Below are 6,198 nucleotides of genomic sequence, written 5' to 3'. Positions count from 1 at the left end.
CTCTGTTGAAGATCTACGTGGCTGGTTTACTCATTGCTGTTATTGTACCTCAGTAGACTAGAAAATGCTCTAGCAATCGATCGAGCAAATACCAGCCTCCCCGCTTGCCCATATATTCTCGTTGGTGGGGAGAATATAAGCAAGATTTACAGACAAATAAAGCGTGTTTAGTCATAGAAAATTGACTTGATTTCTACTACTTCTGCTGCATAGCGTTAGCAATATCTGTAAATGCTATTTCGGCAATTGGTTTATGAATTTTGTAGGTTTTGGTAGGAACAGTCATCACGGCGATCGCTGTTTCCAGTAGCGGACAGCCAGGTTCGGTACAGCGTAATTGAATAATAGAAATAGGAGTATCTAGATCGAGTTTCAATAGCTCGTAAATCCAAGTTTTTATTTGTTGGACTCTCTCTGGTTCTGCTCTAGCGTTAGATTTGGAGAATAAATTCATTGTTCGCAGAGGTGCGAAATCAATAATCAGCGTGTTATTTGCGCTCGCCCCACCAGAAACATATGTGCCAATGCTAGAGGAACTATCCAGATACTTTCCCTAATTAGCAGGCGTGCTAGCAGTAGTGGAGTGAGATCGTGAGAAATTCCTGGGAGAATTCCAGTCAGGAGAATTAAGCCTTCAAACAAAATAAATCCACCCACAAAACTGACTCCTAGCCAGAGAAAATGACCGCCGATTTTCTCACGACTAAACTTATACCAATTTACTCTTTGACTACGACAAAAGAGTAAATTGGTATTAACTCAACATCCTGCAGTAGAAGTGCTCTCAAGAGATCGCTCTACCGCAGATAAAAGTGGCATGACACAAGGAGCGCCAGAAGCATTACAAGTAGCGGACCGGTTTGATCTAGTGCAAAACTTGACTGAGACTTTAGAAAAGGTACTCAGCAGCTATGATGCCCAGCTCAAAGCAATTGTGCACTCATCAGCGTCAGGCTTTAGCTGCAACACAGACAGCTGTTGTGAGTCCTAAGCCAACCGCAACGGCGAAGGCTCAAGTGCGAACCCCAGCTGCTCATCAACACCGAATCGAGCAACAGTAGCAGATCCAGTCACTGCACCAACAACAGTGGTCTCAAATCGCCATTGCCCAAGCGGTGGGTGTCAGCGTTCGGACTGTACTACGCTTCCTAACTCTGCCGCGACTGCCAGAAACTCCACCTCGACGCAAATCGTTTGGCACAAGTGTTCTTGACCCTGACAAACAGCTTCTCCTAGAGCAGTGGAATGGGGGCATCCGGCAGCCGAAACTGCTGGTGAGCTTGCTACAACAGCAGGGATACAATGGTCGTGAGCGAACATTGACTCGCTACATCAGTCAATTACGTTCCTCTCAGGGTCTGCCCGTCAAACAGGGGCATTCTGTTCAAGCAACAGTGAAAGTCATCGATCCACAGTCCCCGCCTTTGACGGCTCGTCGAGCGAGTTATTCGATCGTCAAGCGGCGAGAGAATCGTAAGAGCGAGGATACCAAACTGCTGGAGCAGATCGTGGCAGAGCATCCAGACTTGGCACTAGCAGTTGAGTTAGCCGATGAATTCTTGCTACTACTACCTCAGCAGAGAGCTGATGGATTTGACAAGTGGTTGATGCAGGCGATGCAGAGTTCATTAAAACCTTTCGAGCAGTTTGCACAAGGGTTGTTAGAGGACTATGTTGCGGTTAAGGCGAGCATGATGTCGAGCGTGAGTAATGGTGCAGTTGAGGGATTGAACAATCGCTTGAAGATGCTCAAGCGACAGATGTATGGACGAGCTAGATTAGAATTACTCAGCAAACGTTTCATCCTGGCTCATTGAGCCGCTCTCAAACACTTTTTTTAGGTTGTCCTGCTTCACCAAAAGCTGCGAAGACCCCAAGTTAGTTGACTTGGAGGTAGTGCCGCAGGCTTTGAACGATGATGTATTTTTGGTTTTAGACAATTGAAGTGCTTTGTCTAACTGGTTTTCTAGCATCCTGCTTAACACAACTTTACATTGTGTCCTATTTTGCACGTATCTCACTTTTCCCCAATTTATATAGTATACTATTTTTGCATAATTTTCTCAATTACTTCTGATAGGATGGCAACTTACACAATAGTCCTGGTTAAAATTTAGCGACGTTATGAAAATTGGTCTAAAACAGTTTGGCAATTTATTGATAGACTACCTCAAGCCTCAGAAAGGACGCGTTGCCAAGTTTGCGATCGCTCTACTCGCTAGTATCGGTTTACAACTGCTCAACCCGCAAATTTTACGTAATTTTATTGATACAGCTGTAGCAGGCGGTTCAGCGCAGAGCTTATTTATCGCCGCATTTCTATTTATTGGTGTAGCTTTAGCGAAGCAATTAATGTCAATTGCGGCTACATACTATGGCGAGAATGTTGCTTGGACTGCTACTAACGCTTTACGTGCCGATTTAGTTGAGCATTGTCTCAAACTCGATTTATCTTTTCACAAGATTACTACGCCAGGTGAATTAGTAGAACGAGTTGATGGTGATATTCACAATCTTTCTCAGTTTTTCTCAAAATTTAGCGTTTATATCTTAGGCAGTTTGCTGCTGATCTTGGGTGTGATTGTGGTGATGTTCGTCGAAGATTGGCGGGCTGGCATGGCTATTTCATTTTTCGCCCTCATCGCATTATCAACTCTCATTAGTCTGCGTTCCATTGCCGTTCCTTATTGGGGAAAATATCGCCAAATCAATGCAGAGTTCTTTGGGTTTTTGGGTGAGCAACTAACAAGCATTGAAGACATCAGAGCAAATGGTGCCAAAAATTATGTTATGTACCGCTTCTATAAAATTTTACAACGCTGGTTGCCTACCTATCACAAAGCGCGTTTTGCTGATACTATCCTCTGGACTACTACTAATGGTATATTCACACTAGGCTATGTCATCGCTTTAGCTTTAGCTCTTTACCTTTGGAATCAAAAAGCGATCACTATCGGAACTGCATACGTATTTTTTTACTATACTACACTTCTGAGCGAACCAATTGAGCAAATTCGCAATCAGTTAGAAGACCTTCAACAAGCGGAAGCTAGCATTTATCGTATTCAAGACTTATTTCAAGTGCAATCGCAACTGAATGCTGGAGGCAAAAAGCAACTTCCTAGTGGCGCACTCTCTGTTACTTTGACTAATGTCTCATTTAGCTATAGCGATGTCCAAGGACAAGCCTCTACGAGTCTACGCATCAAAAAGCCAGATATAAAACCAGAATTGATCCTGCAAGATATATCTTTCCATTTACCGCCTGGTCATGTCTTGGGACTGTTAGGACGTACAGGTAGCGGTAAAACGACATTAGCACGCTTATTACTGAGGTTATATGACGCACAATCAGGCTCAATTAGGTTGGGAAATGTACCCATCAATCAAACTCCCTTAACAAACTTATCAAAGCACGTCGGATTAGTAACTCAGAATGTACAGTTATTCCAAACCACAGTCCGCAACAACCTCACCTTTTTTAACGAAAATATCAGCGACGAGCGCATATATGAAACTTTGAAGATGCTGGGATTATCTGGATGGCTACATTCATTACCCAAAGACTTAGATACCCAATTGGGTCCTGATAATAGTGGCTTATCAGCAGGACAGGCGCAACTGTTAGCATTTGCCCGTGTTTTTCTCAAAGATCCTGGTCTAGTAATTCTAGATGAAGCATCCTCACGGCTCGATCCTACAACAGAAAAACTCATTGAAAAAGCTATAGATTCAGCTATTGATTGGGCATACCGGCATCATTATTGCTCACCGATTAGCAACTGTGCAAAGAGCAAATCAAATTCTGATTTTAGATAAAGGTCGGGTCAGCGAGTATGGATTACGAGAAGAATTAATGCAAGATTCTCATTCACGCTTTGCTCAATTACTTAAGACTGGTTTAACAAATTTATTAGTTTAATTCTCGTCGCTTAACGCTTGTATTGTAATTAATAATTAATATGTTGTTAGCGCCTAAAAAAATTCAAAGCTGGAAATTATTATGGAACTTAATTTGCTATCAACCTAAACTGTACACAACTGATAGTCTTTTATGGATTTTAATTATGGGTTTGCCTGCAATTCCTGGGTTAATTATTCGGGAATTCTTTGATAGCCTAACAGGTAAAGCACAATTTGGGTTAACACCTTTAGTTTGGATTTTGTTGTTGCTTGCTTTAAGCTTAGGACATATTGGAACCATATTTGCAGGGCGCATAACTAAAACTCAGCACCGTTTTACCATGAGTTCCTTGCTGCGGCGTAACTTATTAGAACGTCTGTTAAACAATCCTACTGCTCAACCTGTAATTGTTAACAGTGATGTGGAAAAAGCTGTATCTCAAGGTGAAATTATTAGTTATTTTCGTGATGATGCCGAGCAAATAGAAGATAGTGTGGCATGGGTATCAGAACTGCTTGGGGAAGGATTATTCACTGTTCTTTGTCTAGTAATTTTATTAAGTGTTAATGTCCAGATGACCTTGTTTGTTTTTCTGCCTTTGGTTGGCACGATCGCGATTATTCAAAAAGCAGAAACTTACATCAAACGATACCGTAAAGCTAGCCGCGAAGCCACAGAAAAAGTGACAGGAATTTTAGGCGAAATGTTTAGTTCAGTGCAAGCAATTAAAGTTGCTGGTGCAGAACAAGATGTGCTGCATCACTTTCGCACTCTCAACGACAAACGCCACCAAGTGATGGTGAGAGATAGCTTATTAAATTCCCTGTTAGATTCAGTATTTCAAAATATGACGAATTTAGGGACAGGGTTAATTTTGCTGCTAGCTTCTGTGTTAATTCAGCGTCAAAGTAGTAATTTGACTGTAGGCGACTTTGCTCTGTTTATTTATAATCTTTCCTTTATCACCGGCTTTTTCAACTCTTTAGGGAGATTCATGGCATTGTACAAGCAAACCGAAGTCTCCTTTGAAAGGATGACGGCTTTGCTTTCTGGTGTGACCGCAGATACTTTAGTGGCTAAAAAGCCACTTTATCTGAATAACCTGCGCGGTCGCAAACCACCACTTCCACCATTAGAACAACCACAAATAAAAGAAAGCGATCGCTTAAAATCATTAACTCTATCTAACCTCACTTATCACTATCCCGATACTAACCAAGGAATAACAGACATCAGCTTTCAGCTACAGCGCGGTAGCTTGACTGTGATTACTGGTCGCATTGGTTCAGGTAAAACTACCCTGCTACGAGTGTTATTAGGATTATTACCCAAGCAATCAGGTGCTATTTATTGGAACGGACGGCTAGTAGAAGACCCTGCTAATTTCTTTGTACCACCTCGTAGTGCTTATACTCCTCAAATTCCCCAACTTTTTAGTTATACACTGAGAGAAAATATTTTACTGGGGTTAGAAAAAGATGATGATGAAATCGAAAAGGCACTAAAAATGGCTGTATTTGAACAAGATTTAGCCACTATGAACGCCAAAATGGAAACTTTAGTAGGAGCAAAAGGAGTTAGGTTATCGGGAGGACAATTGCAACGTTTAGCAGCTGCCCGAATGTTTATTCGTCAACCAGAATTGCTAGTTTTTGATGACCTTTCTAGTGCTTTGGATGTAGAGACAGAATTAGCTTTATGGTTACGGATATTTAATAATAGAAGCGAAGACAATTGGATACCAACTTGTCTTGTGGTTTCCCATCGGCGCTCTGTTTTAAGCCGCGCCGACCAAATCATTGTTATGAAATCAGGGGCAATAGCAGCACAAGGAAAGTTAACTGAAATTTTTGATAAGAAAGGTCAAGATTTAAATTTTTGACCCTCTTTGCTTTCCTTAAACTAAGCTCTTGTCTCAGGTGTAGGAGGGATACGTGCTAGTAGATGCGATCGCAGTTTTCCCGGTAGTTTACCAGGTAAAACATATCCGTCTTGACTTGCTTCATAAAGCTGGCTGAATTGTAACAAATCAGTTGTACAATCTTCAGTCAGATCGACAAAATGGTATGTATGTTTTTGCGGACAAACAAAGGTAACAACACAAGAGCGTTTGCAAGTCCACAAACAGCTATCAGACTGAATATTGAGCGTGTTGTAAGTAGAATTATTTTTTTGAGCGTCTAGCAACTTTAGAAATAATTGGTTTCCTTCAGCGCGATCGTCTGCTTCGTCGTGAGAAAAAACAGCACTGCACGATGTACAAACAAATAAGGTATGAAGTGTCATAGTCAGTT

The 6,198-nt window shown here is 41.6% G+C and carries 7 protein-coding genes and 1 pseudogene; 4 read left to right on the top strand and 4 right to left on the bottom strand.

Annotated elements, in window-relative coordinates:
• Positions 1 to 49: 49 nt before the first annotated feature.
• From DSM107010_RS17410 to DSM107010_RS17400, 3 genes are read right to left on the bottom strand one after another with little or no spacing between them, the layout of a single operon-like run.
• Positions 50 to 175 (bottom strand): DUF1636 domain-containing protein, encoded by a 126-nt coding sequence (locus DSM107010_RS17410; RefSeq protein WP_241994251.1) that lies wholly within the window; start codon positions 173 to 175, stop codon positions 50 to 52.
• Positions 176 to 196: 21 nt separating this feature from the next.
• Positions 197 to 454, bottom strand: coding sequence for a hypothetical protein (locus tag DSM107010_RS17405; RefSeq protein ID WP_106169936.1), 258 nt, complete (start codon positions 452 to 454; stop codon positions 197 to 199).
• 26 nt (positions 455 to 480) lie between these two features.
• Positions 481 to 657, bottom strand: coding sequence for a hypothetical protein (locus tag DSM107010_RS17400; RefSeq protein WP_181246506.1), 177 nt, complete (start codon positions 655 to 657; stop codon positions 481 to 483).
• Positions 658 to 911: 254 nt separating this feature from the next.
• On the opposite strand from DSM107010_RS17400, the gene DSM107010_RS38515 reads away from it, so the two are divergent.
• The 4 genes and pseudogenes from DSM107010_RS38515 (at position 912) to DSM107010_RS17385 (ending at position 5,786) form a co-directional block, all read left to right on the top strand.
• Entirely contained in the window at positions 912 to 1,061 is a 150-nt protein-coding gene (locus DSM107010_RS38515; RefSeq protein ID WP_158631805.1) for a hypothetical protein, read from the top strand.
• Positions 1,062 to 1,115: 54 nt separating this feature from the next.
• Positions 1,116 to 1,817, top strand: coding sequence for a transposase (locus DSM107010_RS17395; RefSeq protein WP_158631804.1), 702 nt, complete (start codon positions 1,116 to 1,118; stop codon positions 1,815 to 1,817).
• 307 nt (positions 1,818 to 2,124) lie between these two features.
• A pseudogene (locus DSM107010_RS17390) lies at positions 2,125 to 3,922 on the top strand (ABC transporter ATP-binding protein).
• 40 nt (positions 3,923 to 3,962) lie between these two features.
• A complete protein-coding gene (locus DSM107010_RS17385; RefSeq protein WP_199755594.1) occupies positions 3,963 to 5,786 on the top strand; it encodes an ATP-binding cassette domain-containing protein in 1,824 nt (607 codons plus the stop codon).
• A gap of 20 nt (positions 5,787 to 5,806) precedes the next feature.
• Here DSM107010_RS17385 and DSM107010_RS17380 read toward each other — a convergent pair whose 3' ends face one another.
• Positions 5,807 to 6,190, bottom strand: coding sequence for a DUF1636 domain-containing protein (locus tag DSM107010_RS17380; protein ID WP_106165775.1), 384 nt, complete (start codon positions 6,188 to 6,190; stop codon positions 5,807 to 5,809).
• Positions 6,191 to 6,198: the final 8 nt, after the last annotated feature.

Source organism: Chroococcidiopsis cubana SAG 39.79 (assembly GCF_003991895.1).
GTDB lineage: Bacteria > Cyanobacteriota > Cyanobacteriia > Cyanobacteriales > Chroococcidiopsidaceae > Chroococcidiopsis > Chroococcidiopsis thermalis.
This window is presented reverse-complemented; position numbering and strand designations above follow the sequence as displayed.